Origin of the sequence: uncultured Microscilla sp., from assembly GCF_947493425.1 — a bacterium.
In the GTDB taxonomy this organism is placed as follows: Bacteria; Bacteroidota; Bacteroidia; order Cytophagales; family Microscillaceae; genus Microscilla.
On the sequence record NZ_CANLRP010000032.1, the window covers coordinates 35,365 to 56,482 of the forward strand.

11 protein-coding genes are annotated in these 21,118 nt (G+C 40.3%); 6 read left to right on the top strand and 5 right to left on the bottom strand.

Annotated elements, in window-relative coordinates; translation table 11 throughout:
* Window positions 1-27: 27 nt before the first annotated feature.
* Complete coding sequence (locus Q0954_RS11065) at window positions 28-8,763, bottom strand: T9SS type A sorting domain-containing protein (RefSeq protein ID WP_299456817.1); 8,736 nt, start codon at window positions 8,761-8,763, stop codon at window positions 28-30.
* A gap of 817 nt (window positions 8,764-9,580) precedes the next feature.
* Here Q0954_RS11065 and Q0954_RS11070 point away from each other — a divergent pair.
* From Q0954_RS11070 to Q0954_RS11080, 3 genes are all read left to right on the top strand, one after another.
* On the top strand, window positions 9,581-10,861 hold the full coding sequence (locus Q0954_RS11070) for a serine hydrolase (protein WP_299456819.1): 1,281 nt from the start codon (window positions 9,581-9,583) through the stop codon (window positions 10,859-10,861).
* 114 nt (window positions 10,862-10,975) lie between these two features.
* Complete coding sequence (locus Q0954_RS11075; RefSeq protein WP_299456820.1) at window positions 10,976-11,986, top strand: tetratricopeptide repeat protein; 1,011 nt, start codon at window positions 10,976-10,978, stop codon at window positions 11,984-11,986.
* A 30-nt stretch (window positions 11,987-12,016) separates the two neighbouring features.
* Window positions 12,017-12,784, top strand: coding sequence for a DUF4261 domain-containing protein (locus Q0954_RS11080; protein ID WP_299456821.1), 768 nt, complete (start codon window positions 12,017-12,019; stop codon window positions 12,782-12,784).
* A gap of 111 nt (window positions 12,785-12,895) precedes the next feature.
* Here Q0954_RS11080 and Q0954_RS11085 read toward each other — a convergent pair whose 3' ends face one another.
* From Q0954_RS11085 to Q0954_RS11100, 4 genes are all read right to left on the bottom strand, one after another.
* Window positions 12,896-13,774 (bottom strand): acyl-CoA thioester hydrolase/BAAT C-terminal domain-containing protein, encoded by an 879-nt coding sequence (locus Q0954_RS11085; RefSeq protein ID WP_299456823.1) that lies wholly within the window; start codon window positions 13,772-13,774, stop codon window positions 12,896-12,898.
* 369 nt (window positions 13,775-14,143) lie between these two features.
* Complete coding sequence (locus Q0954_RS11090; RefSeq protein WP_299456825.1) at window positions 14,144-15,370, bottom strand: acyl-CoA dehydrogenase family protein; 1,227 nt, start codon at window positions 15,368-15,370, stop codon at window positions 14,144-14,146.
* 45 nt (window positions 15,371-15,415) lie between these two features.
* The gene (locus Q0954_RS11095) at window positions 15,416-16,396 is read right to left on the bottom strand and encodes a nitronate monooxygenase (protein WP_299456826.1); all 981 of its coding nucleotides are present in this window, start codon (window positions 16,394-16,396) and stop codon (window positions 15,416-15,418) included.
* 55 nt (window positions 16,397-16,451) lie between these two features.
* Complete coding sequence (locus Q0954_RS11100; RefSeq protein ID WP_299456827.1) at window positions 16,452-17,201, bottom strand: SDR family NAD(P)-dependent oxidoreductase; 750 nt, start codon at window positions 17,199-17,201, stop codon at window positions 16,452-16,454.
* Between the two features lie 386 nt (window positions 17,202-17,587).
* Between Q0954_RS11100 and Q0954_RS11105 the strand changes: the two genes are divergently transcribed.
* The 3 genes from Q0954_RS11105 (at window position 17,588) to Q0954_RS11115 (ending at window position 20,892) form a co-directional block, all read left to right on the top strand.
* On the top strand, window positions 17,588-18,955 hold the full coding sequence (locus Q0954_RS11105) for a serine hydrolase (RefSeq protein ID WP_299456829.1): 1,368 nt from the start codon (window positions 17,588-17,590) through the stop codon (window positions 18,953-18,955).
* A gap of 174 nt (window positions 18,956-19,129) precedes the next feature.
* Complete coding sequence (locus Q0954_RS11110) at window positions 19,130-19,702, top strand: TetR/AcrR family transcriptional regulator (RefSeq protein WP_299456831.1); 573 nt, start codon at window positions 19,130-19,132, stop codon at window positions 19,700-19,702.
* A 335-nt stretch (window positions 19,703-20,037) separates the two neighbouring features.
* The gene (locus Q0954_RS11115; RefSeq protein ID WP_299456833.1) at window positions 20,038-20,892 is read left to right on the top strand and encodes a DUF1295 domain-containing protein; all 855 of its coding nucleotides are present in this window, start codon (window positions 20,038-20,040) and stop codon (window positions 20,890-20,892) included.
* The last annotated feature ends 226 nt before the right edge of the window (window positions 20,893-21,118 follow it).

Sequence of the window (21,118 nt, forward strand, 5' to 3'; positions counted from 1 at the left end):
TACTAAGCAAAAATACAGTGAGTAGTATTATTTGCTAATGATGAGTTTTAAACGGGTAGATAAATTTGTACTACTTAGATTGATAAAATGTAAACCACTGCTCAGGTTGAGTGAGTTTAGCTCAATTGTATTTGCATTACTTCTTGAGCCTGCCCCAATGGTTTGAGTGTATACTGTTTTACCCGAAATATCAGTAATTGTCAGTTGAATTTCCTCATTTGGCAGGCTTACCTCCGAACTTATTTTCACATAGTCTCCATTGTTAGGGTTCGGAAATATGGTGAATCCTGCAGTAAATGAGACCTCAGCACTTACCATTTTTGAGTGTTGAAATTTGCCATCTTTATCATACACCTTGATACGGTAATAGTTTATACCATTGATTGGTTGGGCATCTATTGCCGTATAGGTTTGTGTTAAACCTTGCTTACCCAATGCTACTTGATCGCCTATTTTTATAAACGATTGTCCATCTACACTTTTTTCAACTTCATAATGACTCAAGTCAGCTTCGCTAAAACTTGTCCACTCTAACAATACCTTTTTACCCTGTGGCGTGGCTTTTAGGGTAATATAATCAACTGGTAAAGCTGAGTATTTGATACCCATAGCAAATGTACCACTACCCAGTTGAGAAAAACTGGTTACATTATTAATAATAGTTGACTCTCCAATATCGGCATTGACTGTATTTTCGCCACCCAGGTTGATCCATGAGGCTCCCACAGTATGGTAAGGTACCTCTGAATCTAAACCTTTTTGGGTACTTGTTAGGGATGAGTTCACATCTCCTGGATCTTGTAATATACGGTAGTTGTCAAGGTTGGCGGTGGCTATAGTGCCTAAGCCTATCGTGGTTCCTGTTAATGCTTGGGTAGTAATGCTTTCCACATCTAAGGTCAATGGCAACCCGATTTTTCCAGCAGCAAAGTTCAAGTCGTTATTGTCTTTATCTTTAGCATACGAAGAATTGATGAAAGGATAAGGTGCCTGGTATACCCTGTAGTGAGCATCAAGCAATACGTTTACATCTGCTGACGCTGGAATGATTCTGCCATCCACTGGAAGTGCGTTAAACCTTTCTATTATATACAGGGCTTGGTCTTCATCGTTGCTTGATGCAATACCATCTAAGGTGAAGTCAAGTTTAACTGGACCTGGGTAACTTGTTTCTTTTCCTATATAATAATCGTAATCAGTGTTAGTGTTGTAAAGACGACCCATTGGTCCATCTACGTAACCATTGCCTGTTGTTAGAGCGTTGGTAGCAACGCTTCCTGTTCCTCCCACAATGCATTCTCTTAGGGTATCAGATACAATATTGTTGGCTTTAAAATCAAGTTTGTTAGTAATTTCTGTTCTTGTCAATAAAGTTACGTGATTAGCAGACTTGTAGATATCTACATTGTGGAAACTTTCTTTATCAATGGGAACGAACACTACAGTGGGTGCTGATGTATAAGCATTACCTTGATCAGTGATTGTTAATCCATTTATTTTACCATCTGTATCGATACTGGCAGTAGCTTTGGCTCCATAGCCGCCGCCACCTTCTAAAATTACCTGAGGTGCTATGGCATATTTTTCACCATCGTCTACCCTTGTAATGCCTGTGACTTTATCACCCGTAAGGGCGGCGGTAGCTGTGGCTATAGTTCTAAAACCTTTAGATACTGTTTGATCAAGATTACTGGCAAATATAACCTTACCTGCTTTGGGTTCAAAGTTTCCTTCGTTTTGCCATTTACCCCATAATTCTATAGTGTTGTTGTCATTAGAAGGGTTGAGTCTTGTGCCTGCATTTTTGATGCTTAAATCGTTTTCCACTCTTATATACGAGTTGAGTTCGGTAGTACCATCTGAAAGGGTTAAATTGTAAAACGCGTTGGCATGCTCATCTGCTTCTCCTACAGTAGCAGTAGAGCTATGAGCTGGTACCTCAGAGTAACTTTCTGTAATGCCAGACGTAGCGTTGATGGTACGGGTAAGTGGTTGGTTAAACTCAACAGTACCCCCTCCGTGAATGAACCTACCTTCGTTACTCCAACTGCCTCCGATAGACATAGTCGCAGCCGGGTTTTTTACAGCAGTGGTAGTAGCAGCACTTGCCGAAAAACTTTCCAGTATAGTCATTGGTCGGTCAAGTTCTAATAAAATAGCGCCTCGAGCATTAGATGGATTAGGCCCTGGAATCAAAGTTTCGATGGTCAAGCTTCTACAGGTGATAGGGTGAGCCACTGGATCAAGGTCCACCTGTACCAAGAAGTTGGTAGGGGCAATCACCGTTCCTGGACCTGCTGGGTTACTGTATTGTAATGACATCAATTGATAGTCAATAATAACGTGTTTATCTGGAGTGGGTATTCCATTGGGGCGCCAATTATTGGGGTTTCTCCATGAGGTTCCTGAGCTTGATGGTCCCCCATCCCAGCGAACAATGTTTGGCTCTACCCAAATCACCAAACCATCGCCTGTATTGTTAGGACTTGTTTCATCGTCATAATCTTCCCCCGAGAATGTCCCCAAGGCATCTTTAAAGACAATTTGGTTTTCTGTATTTGAACTGGTGCCTATTCTTCTAACATTGTTAGAATGGAATGGGTTCGTAATTCGTGTGGGGTTTTGCGGAAAAAGCACGTTGTAGATAGTGTCTACTACTGGATTTGCCTGGTAATCGTGGGTTACACTGGCAGGCAATGACTCTTCTGTACTATAAGCATTTGTACCATTACGGTATGCACTGTAGTTTTCCGGAAAAGTAATAAATACCCCATTTACTGAACCCCCTGCATTATCTCTGTTGTATCCATTGGTGAATATGCCATCGCTAAAAGTAGCTGCTGGGTATACATTTTTGGGCGTCAACACAATGGAGCTAATCTGAGCCCCAGCAAGATAGGCAAGGGCTGCACCATCTCCTTGGTTAGGGTTTCCACCCGTAGGAGTAATAGTAACTGTGGGCGTACCAGTATATAAGCTTCCAGGAGTTACTACATTAATTTTATCAATCCTTGAGCCTTTTAATGCCGTTACACTTGCGCCACTACAGCCACAAGGCGCAGCATTTACTAAGCTGCTAATGTCTACATCACTACCATATCCAGTGCCAAACGCTTTGACATTCACCCCCGCAACTACCCCGCCTACTACTGTTACCAATACCTTGGCAGTAGTAGTACCACCAGGTACGTCTATTTCGTGTGTACCATCGTTACATCCAGTACCTTTGGTATTAATAATTGCTTTGGCTATTTCATCAAAAGTTGGTCTAACCATTACTGCGGTGGCAGTAGCATTTGTACCACCTCCGTCAATCCCACCACTAATTGTTACTGTAGGTACAGAGGTGTAATATCCTCCATCTATTACTGGAATGTTGGATACCGTAGTATGGGCTAAGATGGGCGTGGCTGCAGCACCTCGCCCAGTACCAGTTGTGTCATTAATAATAATATAAGGAGTACTTGTATAATCAGCACCATTGGTTATCACATTGATGGCTGTAATTTCACCTACTGTTTCAGCAGTAGCCTTGGCTGCGATGGCACCATTGGCCACCCCAATGCCTATGCCAGGCTCAGGTGTTTGAATGGTGATGTTTGGTAGGCTCGTATTGGTATAGCCTGAGCCTGAGTTGGTAATAGAAATACTTTGTACACTCATAGTAGCTGCTATGCTGGCGTTATCTCCACCAACTGTAGTACCCCCCGAAAGAGACACGGTAGGAGGGGTGTCATAATTTAAACCACCAGAGTTGAGTGCTACTTCATTAATGGTCATTGTAAGCGATGCAGTTGCCTGAACTGCTCCGGTTGGTAAACTTAAAGTCACCTTGGGCGGAACAGCATAGCCACTGCCCCCATTGGTGACTACTACTTGGGTAACTACTCCATTTTCAACTACAGCATAAGCACTTGCGGTACCTGAATCGAAAGTTACTGTAGGAGCATTGGTATAATAGGCACCTCCTTGTTCTACATTTACTGAGGTTACTTGGCCTGAGGTCACATTAGCCGAGGCGGTAGCTCCAGGTGATTGAATGCTGATGTTAGGAGTAGAGGTGTATCCTTGCCCAGAGTTGTCTACTGTAATCGTTTTGATAGCGCCAGAAAGGTTGGCAACTGCATTGGCAACGCTGGTAGGTGCATCTGTGGCGGTGGGGGGAGCTGGAAAGTTAATGGCTGGAGCGGTTTCATATCCTGCCCCTCCTGTTCCTAAAGTAAGTGATTCAATGCTAAGGGTGGGAGTACAACTGGCACCAGTGCCTGGCCCGCTGATGGTAATACCTGTTGGGGCAGAAGTATATCCTGAACCTGGGTTGGTAATGGAAATACCCACCAACTGTCCACCTGAAATAACTGGGACAGCGGTAGCCTGGACAGTGAAAGTTCCACCTACGATTGTTACTGTGGTGGTGTTATCATAACCACTCCCTGCTACAAAATCTTTGGCTCCTGTAACCGTACAACTTATTCCGGCAATGGTAGCGTTTGCACTATTGTTAGTAGCAGAATGGTCAATGTCAATGCTTGCAATGGATGGCACTGTTACATAACCACTCCCACCTTCAGTGACAGTGTAGCCTACTACTTCGGCATCTAGTTTGGTAGAGGCAATGGCACCGCTTCCTCCACCACCAGTAATGGCTATCGTAGGGGCAGAAGAGTATTTGGCACCTGCACTGGTGAGGTTAACATTTTTAATACCAGCTTTTATTACTCCTGAGGCGCCACTTCCGCCGCCGCCAGTAAAGTTTACCAAGTTGGGCAGTACACTATACTCCCCACCATTGGTCATATACATGCCTGTTACTGGGCCTTTGATTATAGCTGTAGCTGTAGCCTGGGTGCCGCTGCCTGGAGGGGCAATGGTTACATTGGGGGCTGCTGTATAGCCTCCCCCTTGGTTACTTACATTTATTTTGGTAATACTTGCAGTTACTTCAGCTTTAGCTGTGGCGCCAATTCCACCACCACCTACTATGCTCACTCCAGTTTTGGCGCTGTAATTTTCACCTCCACCGCCTACAATAATGACCCCAGGGCTGAGTGTTTTTGCGGTAGAGCTTAAGTTTACTCCATCTGCATCAGTAAATTCTATCAGGTAATAACGTGCTTTGAGGGTTCCATTTACTTTAAAACTATAAGCATCGTTCCCTACCCCCATTCTACTTACCTTGGCGTACTTTGATACCGAACCAATTACATTTAAGGTGCCACCATCTTCTACCAATAGGGTTTGGGCACTCCTAATTTGGAACTGTGTACCCGCAGAAGTACTTAACTCCCCCTTGTCTTTGATCGTAATATTGCCAGTAGTGGCTATCAAATCTTCACTAAGCGTGATATGACGGTTATTTTCAATGATTACATCATTTAACACTTCAAAGTTATTATTACTACTTGCGATAGAGTATTTTACAATACCTGAAGTAACCGTAGTTACTGGGCTGGAAGGTTGGTAAGTTTGAGAGGTAATAAAATTAGTTGAGTTGTTATGCCCTGCGGTAGGCAGGTAAGCGTTTCTGGTAAATACTACTTTGTTAAACTTGACATTGCTGGCATCGAGTTGAATAACTCGCTCCGCTGTAGTATTAGGTATAAAATAAGTAGTACTTGAAGTAGGTATTAGGCTGCCTCCAGTTACTTTAAAGTTTCCTTGTACAGTGATAGGGCTTAAGTCAAAGTCTACCGACCCACCTTGCTGCTCATAGTCTCCCTGTATAACCAAAGGGCAGGTAGAGCGAATCACAAAGCCACCATTCAACATCAAAAACTTATTTTGAATAATTTGACTATAATAAGTAGCACCAGAAAGTCCTTGAGTAACCACTGTTCCACTTGCTTTGTCAATAGTGAGGTTATACAAAGCATTGGTTCTTAAACGAAGTTCTTGGTTTTCAGTACCATTTAACAACACGGTAGACCCATTAAGTGCTTCAAATATAGAAGAAGCTACTTCACCTTGATTAGAGCGTCCAAAGTTAGTAAAAAAGCTACCAGCAACATGTAAGTTACTATTGGTGCCTGCGTAAAACACACCACCAAGGTCTCTGTAAGATGATGCTCCCCCATTGATGAAGTCACCTCCAAGCGTCAGTGTTTTTCCATCTTCAAGGTAAGCCGAACGACGGTATCTTCTTCCATGCCACACTGAGCCATCCGAAAAACTGGTAGAAGCAAAGTACTCTAAGAAAAAATAGCCCCCATCTAAAGTATAATCATCATCTATTAGCAAGTTTCTGCTGCAAGTACTGGGTACATATACATCAAAATTGGTAAAACCTGCACTGCCTGGTATTTTGCTAGGGTCAGGGTCAATGGCCACATAAGCAGTAGGACTAAGTGACCATCCTAGGTTGTCAGGGGTACCATCAGCGTTTGAGTCTGACCATTTTCTAAATATTGAGGTATTATTTTTATTTACTTTGTCATGACTGCTTGCCATAGGAATTCCTTGTGGGCCTAACCAGTAAATAGGAGTGGGACCTGTCCAGATAATATTGGCATCGCCAGCTCCTCCGTCGTGAAGTTCACCTGTACGTGTACCGCCAGTTGATCCACTGGTTTTGTACATAGTGATGGTGTAAGCACCACTACCATTGGCAACTACGTTTCTAAAGTTAGGCGTACAGCCATTATTAGTACAAATAGATTGTCCACCAGTATCTCCAAATGATATTTTCTCTATTTGTATAGTTTGTCCAGTGTTGATGGTGATAAAACTAAGGTAAAAGCCACCAGTATTCATCGTACAATAACTAAAAGAAGTTACAGGGTTTGTAGCAGGGTCACTGTCGTGGTCTATGTCAGTAGCGAGCACTGAACCAGCGTAACACTTGAAGCCTCCATTACTATGGGTACCCCCTGTAGTGTTATCGGTACCTACGCCAGTACCAGGTAGCGCATACCCTGTATTACTACCAGTGATTAACTCAAATAAAGTGTATACAATGCGTACTGTAGCACCTGAGTAAGCGGCAATGCGGTAGTACTTACCAGGCGTACCATCACGGGTAATGTTTACATTTTGATCGGCAGTTCCTGAAGATTCAATGCTTCCACCTTTTCTTACTCTTAAAATAGTACCATAGGATGTACCACCAGTACTCATTTTTAAAATAGAATTTGGGCTTAGCTCAAACTTGCCATATACATTTATTTCATCTCCGTAGTTATAAGAGGTAATATTAGTGTTGCTTTGAGCAACACTTACTTTGTCTCCAAATAATAATTTGCGACTATTCAGACTAAATGTTCCTTGAGTGATAAGTAAATGTCCTAAGATTCGAAGGTTGTTACTTACATTGATAGTAAGGCGACTGGTAGCGTTGGCAGGGTTATAAATTACGTTTGGGAGTGCCAGTCCTACCCCTTCTGAGGGATTGTTGGCAAAGTTTTGTAATTGGTCGCTTGTTCCATTTCCGTTGAGGCCTCTGATGTCTTGGCTACTCTGCCCGTTAAATACAATGACAGGACGGGATTGATTAGCGTAGGCTGACGGTGATACTGAGCCAATATATAAACCTCCTCTGCTTTCTCCATCATTTGTTTCCGACGGGTAATACACGTTCAAGTCTTCAAGGCTGCCTCCCAGGTGCATGGTAATATCTTCTTTGTTGGCTAAACCTCCGTGCCACAAGTCTAAGCTTGCCCCCTTGTAGCTAACAGTTCCAACATCTGCATTGGCAATAAACAGTTTGCCACGAATGTTAATATCCGGATCATTGATTCGCCAAGACCACCCGTCTGAACCAGCAAAAGTTTGGTAAGAAGTATTGGCAGTGGCATTCTTTACCTCTACAGTTCCTTTATTGATAGCAAAGTTTCCAGTGCTTGCTAAAATTAAACTACCGCTCCCATCTACTACTCCAGATAATATAGGCATTCCATTATCAGTGTTTCTTACAAAGAAATCGTTGCCTTTCGATACTGATTTGTTAACCAAGATATTATCGAATGCACCAGAAGTAAAGCGACTAAAGTTGAGATAGGGGGTAAGAGCAGCAGACGCACTACTTACGTTGCTTTTGTTGTTTCCTGTGATATAAGAGTCAGAAGCACCTACAAAATTGATAGTGAAGATTCCGTTAGAACTAGTTTGTAGTTTGGTAATGGTTCCGTCTATGTTAATGTTTTTCTGAAGTTCTACCTGAATCTGCCCACTTACTATTACAAAATGTCCATTATTGGTGATATCCAGGTTACCATCAATTTTGGTAATGGGTGTTTCCAACATGAGTACTCCATCTGTGCCTCCTCCATTGTTGATAGTGACATTGCCAGCTACTTGTAGAGAGGAAGGCGAGCCAACACCTGAGCCTGCTTCATTGTAAAGAGCACCTCCATTAATGGTGATAGAAGCAGCCAATGGGTCAGTAGCTTGCACAAAATTGCCACTACAGGGAGCATTACCCACCGCAGGGGCGTTGGCATTAGTTGTAGCGTCTATACAGTAATTGGTATTGTTTGGGGGAATCCAACAAACAGCTGTACCACCAGGTATCACTACGTTTGTGTTAATATCTGGTATACCATTGTCGGGTACACTGGCGTGGGTAGGGTCGGCTGCGCCACCACTTACTGTCCAGCTCCAGTTAGCAGGGTTGTACCAGTTTTTTTCTTTTAGGTTTGTATAAAAACCTCCAGCCATTGCACCTGCTCCCGGGTTCCACGTGGCAACTATTTGCGCCTTGATTTGAGGAATAAAGAGGAAGGTAATGGCAAAGACTTTAAGGACTTTAATAAAGCGTTGGAAATTCATAGAAGCAATAGTTATTTATATAAGCATTTGTTAGTTTTTACAACACAAGGTTTGTTTGGCTGCTGGGGAAGGCAACTAAAAAACAAATATTCTCATTGTTTTTTAATGCAAGCATAAGGAAAGGCTTGACCTCTTATGTTTGCAAATCTAAACAATTTATATGTGTATAGTGTAGGGAAGCCCCTTTATGGGAAAAATGAAAAGGCTTGGGTATGTAAGTAATAGCACTTAATCCCCAATTTTGAAAGGAATAACAAGTGTTTTTCCGTGTTTTTTGCTGCATGTAATGTTGCCAAAAAAACGTTTTTGTGTGGTGTTTTTTTACACAAGTGGCTGCATTAAGTGCAGTAAAGTTATTTTTTACTTTGATAGATGTGCAGAAATTCATACAATATATTAATTAATAAGCTGTGTTAGTTTTATGTAAAATAATATACTTTGTCAAGAACGTATTTCTAATATATGAAGTCAGGAGTTATAAAAATGTAATATAGGCTGATCCCATTATTTTCTATGTGATGTTGAATTAGTACTGCTTTACGGAAATAAATTACTTTTAGTTAAAACAAAACGGAGTTAAACAAATTATATTCCATTTAACAGTTGTTTGATAGGAATAATTTGATAATACGTATTGATATTTTAATAATAATTACTATGTAGATGGGTATTTTACCTATACATGAGAGAATGCTAAAAAATGTAACCGGTGTTTTATTAAAAAATATTTGTACAATTATCTGTAGGTAGATGCCTTGTTGCAAAAATATAAACCATTACTTTTGTATTTGACAAAACTTAGAATACAACTAACCAAATGAAGATATTGATCCTATTTGTGCAGAGTGCTGTGTTATTATGCTGTATGGGCTGTAGTGCACAAAGCAACAAGAGTGTGAAGAGTAACCTGATTGATAGCTTGATGAAAAGCCAGCCAGATGCTTTTAGGCAAGTATTGCAAAATTCCAAAGTGTATGAATTACAGGTAATGTATACCCAGATAAATCGTGATACAAACAATACCCCCAGCTTTAAAACCTACCAATATAACGTAGATAAAAATCGCTATTTTTATCCGGCAAGCCTGGTCAAGCTTCCGGTAGCTTGCCTTACATTAGAAAAGCTAAATAAGTTAAAAATAAAAGGCTTAAACAAATATACAGTATTTGAGGTTGATTCTGTACGTGCACCCCAAACCCCTTTGAAAAAAGATACCACCACTGTGCATGGCAAACCTTTTCTTGCCCAAATGATTAAAAGAGCGTTTGTCGTAAGTGATAATAAAGCGTTTAATCGTTTGTATGAGTTTTTGGGGCAAAAGTATATCAATGAATCTCTTTGGCAAAAAGGTTATTATGATATCATGGTACAACACCGACTGGCTAACTCAGACTTTAACGAAGTATCTAATCGGTACACGAATCCTTTTAAGTTTTATAAAAAAGAAAAAGTAATTTATGAGCAAAAAGAAGCTTATAATGATATAGAATATCTACCGAAAGTAAAACAGCCGTTTAAAGGAGTTGCTCACATCAACAAAGAAGGTGAAAAAGTGAATAAGCCCTTTAACTTTTCGCTAAAAAATTATTTTTCACTTGAAACCATGCACCAGATGTTAAAAGCGGTCATGTTCCCTGCATCAGTGAGTCCTCAACAACGGTTTGATTTGACTGAGGCTGACTATCAGTTTTTGTATAAATGTATGGCAATGCTCCCACGTGAAAGTACTTACCCTGTATACAATAAACCTGAGCATACAGATGGTTTTATGAAGTTTTTGATGTACGGTGATTTGTTTAAAAAAAAGGACTATAAATCAAAAATACCTGCCCATATACGCATCTTCAATAAGGTGGGACTTTCCTATGGTTTTTTAGTAGACAATGCGTATGTTGTTGATTTTAAGAATAACATAGAGTTTATGATTTCGGTGGTAATCTACGTAAACAACAACCAGGTGCTGAACGATAGTAAATATCAGTATAAAGAAACAGGAATGCCATTCATGGTAAACTTTGGACAGCTCATTTATGAATACGAACTTACCCGCTCGCGTAAGTACAAACCCGACCTATACCGCTTTAGAGTAGGGAGGTAGTTTGCTACATTTTCCAATGTATAAATGCACTAGCATTTAATTGATCATCTTTTTTATATATAAAAACTCATTTTACCTTGATTATGGGTGAGATGACCAACTCATTACAGACAAATGACTTTGAATAAATCTATATTTTTTAGCCTTTGGGTTGTGCTTATATGTTCCAGTGCTTATGCTCAAACAGACAAGATAAATGACCTGCTAAAGCAGGGTAGGGTAGAGCACAGCAAAGGAAACTTCAACGAAGCAATTGCTATATTTCAACAAGCTTTAAAAATTGACAGTCAACACACGATTGCCACCTATGAACTTGCCAACAGTTACTACTCTAATAAAGAGTATGAAAAAGCCCTTAAGTTTAGTCAAAAGGTAATTGAAAAAAATAAGAGGTATCTTTTAGCTGCGTACCTGCTTACAGGAAGTTGCCTGACAGACATGGGTAGATTGCCTGAAGCCAACGAAGTTTTTGAAAAAGCTGCCCAAAAATATACACATCATTACCTTATTCAATATAACCTGGGTATTAACCATTATACGCTTAAAAACTATGGCAAGGCTTTAAAGTATGCCCAGAAATCAGCTTTTATCAAACCAATGCATGCCAGTAGCCACCTATTGTTGGCAGCCCTTAACGAAATAAAAGGCAGTAGAATAAAAGCTGCAATGTCTTATTATTTCTTTTTACTGTTAGAGCCCGGTTCTCCGCGTTCGGTAAAAGCTTTGGTAGAGTTAAAAGGCTTGTTAAAAATAATTATGAACAACGAAGGAGGGTCAATCCCTTCTTCCGATCCTTTTTTAATGACCAAGCACCGCTTGGCACAAGTAGACCTTAGCCGTAAGCGGAATGAAAGTAATATGGATGAGTTTGTGAATAAAACCAAGTTCTTCTTTAAAACTTTAGGGAGTGTCAATAGAAAAACACCTTATCCATCGGTATGGGGCGATATGTATGCACCTTTATTTTATCGCTTGGGGCGCTCTCGTCATATTACTCCATATTGCTATTTTATTCATCAAAAAGTAATTACCAAAGAGGTGAGAAAGTGGAATAAAGAAAAGAAAAACCAAAAGTCTACTGTATCTTTTCAGTATTGGATGGGTAAGCAGTTGTCTTCATTGTAAAATTAAGCAAAGCAGAGAATATTTATTGTAATGGAGGAATCACAAGAATCAAAAACAGTATTGGGGATGATAGCCTTGGAAAGTGCCATATTTCCCAAACCAGAAAAGTTTATTGAAGTATTTGAAGAAGATTGGGGCATCTCGTTAGGCTTGTCAGACTTGAATAGTAGTGAAAATAATGCTACAGTATTACAAGTAGGCAATCAAATAGTAGCTTTAATGTTTATAGATAAACCTGTGCCTTGGGTAGACCTGGAGCAAGTGTGTAAACTAGCCTATTACTGGCCTGAAGCCGCTGAAACTCTCAAGCCACATCAGGCACACATTGTTGTCAGTGTAATGTCAGATGAAGATGGTGTGACCAAGTACAACTTGCTTACTAAAGTAAATGCATCGTTACTTAAACTTTCGCCTGCTTTAGGGGTATATATGGGCACTCAAAACCTCGTGATGTCAACTGAACGATACCTGGAAGAAAGTGAACTAATAAAGACCAATGCTTTACCTATTTCGTTGTGGGTTTATTTTGGTTTGTATGCCGAAGATGAAGGCAAAATATCGGGATATACTTATGGTTTGAGCGAGTTTGGCAAAATGGAGTTAGAAGTTAGTCACTCAGAGCAAACCCTGACCGATATTTACGGCTTTTTGTATAATATTTCTCATTATTTGCTGGCACATAGCCCTGTGTTGAAAGATGGCGAAACTATAGGCATGACTGCCGAGCAAAAAGTAATGATGACCCACCAGCCATCAAGATATTTAGATAATGTAACTGTTATTGATTTAGAGTTTTAACCGGTTTGTTGTCAAGCGTGTGCAAAAAGTTCAGCACTTCTTGTTGAGATTTTTGCATCGCTTGTTGGTTTCCGTCAGAAGTGCCCCCCAACAAAAATTGGTATTGTGTATTTAAAATAGATTTACGCCAACTGTTTGAGGAGGTGGAAGGTGGGGAGTCTCCAAACCAAAAAAAAAATGCCCTGCTTGCTCGTATGCCACACTTTTGGCTTGCTTGGGTCTAAAGTTGGCCTCTAATTTATATAAAATTAAGCGTGCCATTTTTTCCGATCCCCACATTTTATCATCTTTGCCAGCGAGCAATAGCAATGGGCAACGAATGTTTTCTACCTTAATCATGGTGTTTTTTAGTACCTCTACATTTTTCAGTAGTGGGTCAATATATTTTTGATAAGTGACGATTTTAGTATTTTTATCTAGCTTTTTTACTGGAGCAAATGGCAGTGGTTTGTATTGGTAGCTCCAGGGTGCCTGGGTAGGTTGGGGGTCGTTGGAAGAGGTGATGCCTGGCAATAGCAAACAAGAAGGTGAATAGGCAATAATGCCATCAATGTTTTGATAATAACTGCCATACAATAAAGCCAGTTCTGCCCCTTTAGAAACGCCCAATAATACTATCGAGTGGTCTTTGTAAGCGGTATTAGCTTTAAGCCAGTTTACTGCTTTGGCCAGGTACTCTATAGGTATTTTGGATATTTTATCAGGAAGCACAGAAGGGGGAGCCACATAAGCAAGGGAAAACACGTCGTAACCCTTGCCCGCCAGTGCCAATAACGATGCTTTAGGCAAATGCCCACCCTCAAAACCTGACAAAGTAATGAGTACCGTTTTTTTGAGCATAGGAGTTGCTTTGACACCTGTAGGTAATATGTTTTTGTACAGCTCGCCTTTTATCCAACTCTCTTTGACAGGAATAATTCGTATGTTTTGATGTTTTTTTTTGCAAGTAATGCACAAAAACATCCCACATATAAATAATAGATTCTTCATTGTTGTGAATACATTTGAAAAACAAAAAAGGCAAACCTTGCGAGATTCTGCCTTTTTTTAGGAACTTGTTTAGTGTTTATGCTTTGAGAGCAAAAATCAAAAAGCTAGTACACCAGCTCCTAAATTTGTAAAGTCTATTTTGTGCTTTTTGCCCCCTGATTTCACTTCAAAAATATCACGTAGCTTTGGTTCCGATATGCATCGGAATTGTAAACTAACTCTGCTCAATTTTTAAAATTCATCAGAAAACAAAACACACTTAAATACTCTATTTACCTATTTAAGAGCAAGTGTACTAGTTTTGAATCATTTGTAGAAACCTTAAACAAGTTCTAGGAAAACCTGCCAGTAATTTACAACAATATTAGCTTATTTCGTTGCTTCGGTGGCATATTTCATAATGGTATTTTTGCCCAGCTGGTGCATGTGTACTTCATCGGGACCATCGGCAAGGCGAATGACCCTGGCTGCACCAAAAAATCCAGCAAGAGGGGTATCTGCGCTCAAACCCATGCCTCCAAACGATTGCATGGCTCGATCTACCACAGTTTGTGTCATATGAGGCGCTACAATCTTAATCATCGAAATCAACTCTTTAGCCCCTTTAGTACCTGCTTTGTCCATCATATCGGCAGCCTGAAGTGTAAGCAATCGGGCTTGCTGTATTTCGCACAAAGATTTCGATATGTCTTGACGGATGCTACTAAACGCGGCAATCGGACGACCAAATGCTTCGCGTGTTGCCACACGTTGGCTCATGAGCTCTAGCGCACGCTGTGCCATTCCAATCAAGCGCATACAGTGATGTATACGCCCTGGACCCAAACGCCCTTGAGCTATTTCAAAGCCGCGTCCTTCACCCAAAATCAAATGACTTTTAGGTACCCTCACATTTTCGAGCAATACTTCAGCGTGTCCAGCGGGTGAATCATATTCGCCAAACACAGACAGTGGGCGTACTATAGTAACTCCAGGTGTATTTTTAGGTACTAAAATCATGCTTTGCTGACTGTGGCGAGCTGCTTCTGGGTTGGTTTTACCCATCACAATAAAAATCTCACAACGAGGGTCCATAGCGCCCGAAGACCACCATTTACGTCCATTGATGACGTACTCATCTCCTTCGGCTTGAATAGAACATTGAATATTAGTAGCATCCGAAGAAGCCACTTCTGGCTCAGTCATCAAAAAGGCCGAGCGTATGTTACCCGCCAGCAGCGGCTTGAGCCAACGTTCTTGTTGTTCGTGGTTGCCATACTTTGCCAACACTTCCATGTTGCCTGTGTCAGGGGCACTACAGTTGAAAATTTCAGATGACCAAATCACCTTACCCATAATCTCGGCAAGTGGAGCATATTCTAAATTAGATAGTCCGGGGCTTACTTCACCATAGTTGGCAGGTAAAAACAAGTTCCACAGCCCCTTTTCACGGGCTTTGGCTTTTAAGTCTTCTAAGCCTGGCCACACTTTCCAAAAGTTTTCGGGAGAGTGTGTCCAATGGAAATAATCATTTTCTATTGGGTACACATGTTCCTTCATAAAGCCAGTAAGCTTTTCCTGAAGGGATTTCATTTTTTCGGTATAGTCAAAATTCATGAGTTTCTTTTTATTTTTGCTTGTTGTTAGCTACTTACGACTATTTCAAAGTGATAAATTATACAACAATTGTTGTTGCTCTTCGATGGCTTCCCTCATTTCTTTTTTGAGCCTTTGTACCAAGGTTTGCACGGGTACCACATCTTGAACAGAGGCAACACCGTGCCCCGCTGACCAGATTGTTTTCCAAGCCTTGGCTTCAGCCTGGGCAGCGTCCAACTCTTCCCCAAAGTTGATTTTTTTCTGATGATGCCACATATCTTTGGTAATGCCCATTGCCTCAAGGCTCATACGTAAAAAGTTGGCTGGTACTCCTGAAATGGCCGCAGTATATACAATATCGGCGGTGTTGCTCTGGATAATCATCTCTTGATAAGCCCTGTCTGCTTTGCTTTCGCTCACATTGATAAACCGCGTACCCATGTAGGCAAAATCGGCACCCATTTGTAGGGCAGTGGCTATATCGCGCCCGTTGCTTATGCATCCTGACAGGATGATTGTTTTGTCAAAAAAGCTTTTAATTTCGGCTACCAATGCCATGGGGTTTACAGTACCTGCATGTCCACCAGCCCCCGCGCTCACTAAAATAAGCCCATCTACTCCTGCTTCTATAGCCTTTTCAGCATGGCGGCGGTTGGTAATGTCGTGAAACACCAACCCCCCATAACTATGCACCGCTTCGACTACCTCAGCCACTGCCCCCAGCGAGGTAATGATAATAGGTACTTTGTGTTTAACGCAAACTTCTAAGTCTGCCTTAAGGCGAGGGTTGGTGTGGTGTACAATAAGGTTTACCCCATAAGGAGCTACTGGCTGCCCACCTTGTTTGGCTTGTTCCAATTCATTTTCTATCTCGGTTAGCCATTGGTCAAAACCCTCAGTACTGTGTTGATTCAAGGCAGGAAAAGTGCCTATGATGCCGTTTTTGCAACAGACAGTGACTAATTGAGTACCTGAAATTAAAAACATAGGGGCAGCAATTACCGGGAGCGATAATTGATCTTTGAATGGATTGTTTAGGCTCATGATTGATACTTTTGGGGTGAATTGGGTTATGAAGTAACTAAAAATCAGTTGTTTATCAGGCAGTTGTGCCTCCATCTACTGGCATTATGTGCCCAGTTACAAAGCTTGAATTGCTGGCACTAAGCCAAGCAATTGCTTCGGCTATCTCTTCTACTTTGCCGTAACGTTTCATCGGAATATTTGCCTTGAGTTTTTCTGCTTTATCACCAAAAAACTGAGGCTGAAATAAATTAGTAAGTGTAAATACCGGGCACACTGCGTTTATTCTAATATTGTGTTTGGCATATTCCATGGCTGCGGTTTTGGTCATGCCTACTACAGCGTGTTTGCTTGCCACATACGCCAGGTTATTGGGCAAACCGCGCAAACCTGCTACTGACGATACATTGACTATATTGCCACTGCCCTGTTTCATCATCTGTTGAAGCTCCATTTTCATGCAATAAAACACCCCAGTTTGGTTTACTGCAATTACCTTGTCCCAACTATCTACTGGATGCTCAGCGGTTTTTTTTTGGTTAAAATCTCCAATTCCAGCATTGTTAACGGCAATATCTATTTTGCCAAATTGAGCAACAGTTTCATTGATTAGATTTTCTACTTCGTCGAGTTTGGCAACATTGGCCTCTATAAAGCTGGCTTTCCCTCCTGCTTCGGTGATAAGCCTCACCGTTTCTTCTCCTCCTTTAGGGGCAATGTCTGATACGATGACTTGCGCCCCATTTTGAGCATAGAGTAGCGATGTAGCCCGACCAATGCCTGACCCTGCCCCGGTAATGATTACTACTTTGTCTTGAAATTTCATTGTGTACTTTTCTGATTGTGTGATTTAAGGCGATTGTTTTATGAGCTATAGACTAATTGCAAAACAATCTCTTGTAAAAGCTATATTCACGCAAATTATAATACTATTAGACAGCAACAAAATAAATTAGTATAAAAATACTAATCTAGTTTTTGGTAAGCTGTTTTTTACTAAAATTTGACTTGTAGCACTAAATTCTAAACGGACTGATGCAACTGCTTGATGACTTTGCTAATCTTTCGTTAAAACGCCAATTGTTCTTTGGCTTATAGGGTGTTTTTCGTTATATTAGAGATGTTTCGTTGTATTTGTTCTTGATGATTAATCGTTGTGTATGCAGTAACATTTTTGTTTTGCTATACACTATTTTCAACCCCATTATTTTTATGAAAAAATATGTTTACCATACACCCCGATTTTTAACCTCGCTCAAAAAAGTTTGCGTCGTTACATTGAGTCTGTTATTTACTCATTTGGTGCAGGCCCAGCAAAACTCTAAAGCAAAGGTGATAGACTCAGTCATGAACTTGCTTTATGCCAATAATCAGTTTAACGGTGCGGTGTTGGTCAAGGATAAGGGTAAGGTAATTTATAAGAAGGCCTTGGGTTGGAGCAATTTAGATAAAAGAGATACTTTAAAACTCTCTACACCCATGCGAATTGCTTCAGTGTCTAAGCAGTTCACTGCCATGGCTATTATGATTTTAAAGGAAAGAGGCTTACTTGATTTTTCTGATTTGGTACATCGTTATATTCCGGTATTGCCTTACAAAAACGTGACTATAGAAAATTTGCTGCATCATAATTCTGGTTTACCCGATTCTTTTGGAGAGTTAAGCGGGGTCACCCGGATGTTTGGTGCTACCAAGCTTATTAGCAACGATGACATCATTGCTTATTTGAGTGCAGTGCGTCCCAGAGTAAACTTTAAACCTGGCAAAAAAGCTAGTTACTGCAACACGGGGTATATTCTGTTGGCAACCATTGTAGAAAAGGTAAGCAAAATGCCTTTTGACAAGTTTTTGCATGAAAACATTTTCAAACCCTTACAAATGAACCACACCTATATTTATCACCCCAAGCGTAATTATACCAATGTATATAATACCAAAACTTATGACACTTTAGTAGTAAAAAGAGATACTATTCAGAAAAACGCAGATACTCGTATTGTAAAAAGTACTTTGCAAACCCAAGAGGTGATAGTGAGCAAAAAGAAAAAAAGAGCGTATGGCTACTATATTGACCGTAAATATGGTTGGCAGTTACTTGATTATCATCCTTATGATGGCATAGTAGGCGAAAAAAGTGTGTGCACCACGGTAGAAGACCTTGCCAAATGGGATGAAGCACTGCACAAAAGAACTTTAGTAAGTGACGCTACTCAAAAAAGAGCGTTTACAATGGCAGCCGTTACCAATAAAAGAAAATATGGCTATGGCTATGGCTTTAAAGTATATAGAAAAAAACCGCATGTGGTTTTTCACCATGGGCTTTATCGAGGGTTTAGAAGTTACCTGCAACACGACACCAAAGACAAAAGTTTTATTGTAATTTTGACTAACCGAGGATTGGGCTATCAAATGTATCCTATTTATGAAATGATTGATAATATACTGTATGGGCGTAAATTTAAAATGCCTAAAAAAGTTTGGATTGAGAAGCGTACTGCCAAGATGTTTAAAAAACGTTACTGGATCAACTATGATGAGCCAAATATAGGTGTGTTGAAGGCAAAAATAGACAAAAAATAGATGAAGGGGAGGGTGTAAGGCAATGGCTTTTTGAGACTGTACAAACTCCCCGTTAAATGCTAAAGTAGGATTTGTTGGCTTGTGATATGCTATGTAAAATGAACTTGTGGTGATGACAAACGTTATTAGATTTTGTTTATTTGGGTTATCCTTCCCTTCATAAATATAAAAATAATGAAACTAAAAGATCAGGAAAAACGGGCACGAATAAGACAAGTAACTATAGATATTGTGGCTGAACAAGGCATTGCAGGAGTAAAAATGGCTTCAGTAGCAAAACGTGCCAAGGTAGTACCCTCTACTTTGTATACTTACTACAAAAACAAAGAAACCCTCATTGTATCTACTTTTACCTACATAGCACAACAAATGACCGAAGAGCTTAACCTGCTCTTTGAGCCCATCCAACCCTTTCGTAAGTTACTCTGGAACCTGTTTGAACAAGCCATTGATTACAAGCTCAAACATCATAAAGAAGATGTTTTTTTTAAAATGTTTATTGTATCTCCTTACTTCGACAAAGCAACTCCTGAAACAAAAAGAGCCCTTGAGACTGCTGCCCGGCAGTTGATGGAGTTTGGCAAAGAGCAAATGATTATAAAAGCTGAAACTCCAGATATGGTTCTTATTGCTGCTTTAGATGGCATCATTGATAAATTGGTAGATTATCATTACAAAAACATGCTGACACTAGACGAAGCTATTATCCAGGCAGGGTTTGATGTTTTGTGGGATGCTGTTACTTGACCTTATTTGCAAAGCTTTTGGTTCAGTCAGGAGCCACCTTTCGTTTAGTTTATCACTTATATCTTCTTGAGTTTACCACATGATTTGCGTTAATTTGCCTAATTACCTGCTCACCTATAGCAATGCAACAGGTGGTAAGTAAGCCGTTGTGTGACACCAAACCTTATCCATTCTTTTGTGTATAGTTTGTCGCAGGTAATTTACTAATTACTATGTCTAACAAGCAAGTATAATAGGTTTACTATGAGTGGGTTATACTTATAACTTATTGCACTGACACGCATTGGTATCCAATACTTGCTGTTATTTAATATACTACAACCACGCATTATATCATGAAACGAAAAAAAATATTTTATGTAATCCTCTTAGCACTGGTAACAGCCATTTCTACCTTTTTATTTACACATGCTGCTGCGACTACTTATGCCGTTGGTTTGGGGGTCATTCTGTTGAGCTTAACAGTTTTGTGGCTGGTGAGTCTCACAATTAAAGATGCTTCTATCATTGATGTTTTTTGGGGGTTAGGTTTTTTTATCATTGCTTGGTTATACGGTTCCCAAGTTGGTTTTGAGCTCTTAAGTACACGCAACTGGGTATTGCTCATGATGGTCACTATCTGGGGCTTGCGACTTACCATATACCTGGCTATTCGTAACCTGGGCAAAGGCGAAGATTACCGTTATGTGGCTATGCGCAAACAGAATGGGAAACATTTTTGGTGGATTTCGTACTTCCGGGTATTTGCCTTGCAAGGCTTCCTTCTCTGGATGATTTCGGCAGTATACTTACCTGCACTGTCTGTTTCCGGAAGTTTATTATTGCTCGATTATCTTGGAATTTTGTTCTGGAGCATAGGTCTGTTTTTTGAGGCGGTAGGTGATGCGCAATTGCGCAGGTTTAAGCAAAATCCTGCCAACCACGGCAAAGTAATGGACAAAGGCTTATGGCGTTATACCCGACACCCCAACTATTTTGGTGATGCGATGGTTTGGTGGGGCTTTTTTATGTTTGGCTTAAGCCAATGGCAAGGGCTATACTTTATATTTTGTCCATTGATCATGACCTTGTTTTTACTCAAAGTATCAGGAGTAGCTTTGTTGGAAACCAAGCTTAAAAAAACCAAGCCTCAATATGCCGAATATATTAGAAAAACACCTGCGTTTATACCTGGCTTGCCTAAGGAATAAGCAATGTAAGGAATGACCACTGAAGCCTCATTGAACGTAGCTGGAATATTAGGTGGGCTTGATGAAGCAAAAAAACTGCTCCAACCTCAGTTTTTTTGCTTTGACATGTCCTTTATTTTATTGGAAAACTAAATTTAAACGAGCTGTTTTTTTTACTTCATTTTTCATTATTTTTGAGCCTCGATAATGGAGCTACATTGCTGTTTAAATCAATGTAACAGCTTCA

Bases quoted from the DNA above. Each gene is read 5' to 3' on its own strand.
- Q0954_RS11070 (WP_299456819.1), top strand. From the start codon at position 9,581: ATGAAGATATTGATCCTATTTGTGCAGAGTGCTGTGTTATTATGCTGT.
- Q0954_RS11080 (WP_299456821.1), top strand. From the start codon at position 12,017: ATGGAGGAATCACAAGAATCAAAAACAGTATTGGGGATGATAGCCTTG.
- Q0954_RS11110 (WP_299456831.1), top strand. From the start codon at position 19,130: ATGAAACTAAAAGATCAGGAAAAACGGGCACGAATAAGACAAGTAACT.
- Q0954_RS11065 (WP_299456817.1), bottom strand. From the start codon at position 8,763: ATGAATTTCCAACGCTTTATTAAAGTCCTTAAAGTCTTTGCCATTACC.
- Q0954_RS11075 (WP_299456820.1), top strand. From the start codon at position 10,976: ATGACTTTGAATAAATCTATATTTTTTAGCCTTTGGGTTGTGCTTATA.
- Q0954_RS11115 (WP_299456833.1), top strand. From the start codon at position 20,038: ATGAAACGAAAAAAAATATTTTATGTAATCCTCTTAGCACTGGTAACA.
- Q0954_RS11105 (WP_299456829.1), top strand. From the start codon at position 17,588: ATGAAAAAATATGTTTACCATACACCCCGATTTTTAACCTCGCTCAAA.
- Q0954_RS11085 (WP_299456823.1), bottom strand. From the start codon at position 13,774: ATGAAGAATCTATTATTTATATGTGGGATGTTTTTGTGCATTACTTGC.
- Q0954_RS11095 (WP_299456826.1), bottom strand. From the start codon at position 16,396: ATGAGCCTAAACAATCCATTCAAAGATCAATTATCGCTCCCGGTAATT.
- Q0954_RS11100 (WP_299456827.1), bottom strand. From the start codon at position 17,201: ATGAAATTTCAAGACAAAGTAGTAATCATTACCGGGGCAGGGTCAGGC.
- Q0954_RS11090 (WP_299456825.1), bottom strand. From the start codon at position 15,370: ATGAATTTTGACTATACCGAAAAAATGAAATCCCTTCAGGAAAAGCTT.